The sequence below is a fragment of the Pseudomonas sp. PDM18 genome (assembly GCF_014852585.1).
Lineage (GTDB): Bacteria > Pseudomonadota > Gammaproteobacteria > Pseudomonadales > Pseudomonadaceae > Pseudomonas.
In genome coordinates, this window is sequence record NZ_JACVBX010000044.1 from 1 (window position 1) to 386 (window position 386).

The 386-nt window shown below is 65.8% G+C and carries 1 protein-coding gene; it reads right to left on the reverse strand.

The window, feature by feature from the left end:
* A partial coding sequence (locus IB274_RS30255) for an Ig-like domain-containing protein (RefSeq protein ID WP_192436299.1) occupies positions 1 to 386 on the reverse strand: 386 nt, incomplete at both ends.

The window sequence follows — 386 nt, forward strand, 5'->3', positions numbered from 1 at the left end:
GGGCCACCAGGGTGGCGTCGATGCTGGTGGCCTTGGCCAGGTCGGCGCCGGATACCTGCACGCTCCACTTGCCATCGGCTGCAACCGCAGCGCTGTAGGTGGTGCCGTTGAGCTTGAAGCTCACCACATCACCCACCTGGAACTCACCGCTCGCCTTGCCGCTGATGGTCTGCTGCACCTGCGATTCGGCCTGGTTGACGATGTTGTCGCCGGCCACGGTGTCGATGGTCAGTTGGGTGGTGGTTGCGTCCGGCGCCGTCACGTCGACGGTGTAAGGACGGTTGGCCGTGACACTGCTCTGGTTGCCGGCCGCATCATGGGCCACCAGGGTAGCGTCGATGCTGCTGCCCTTGGCCAGGTCGGTGCCCGATACCTGCACGCTCCAG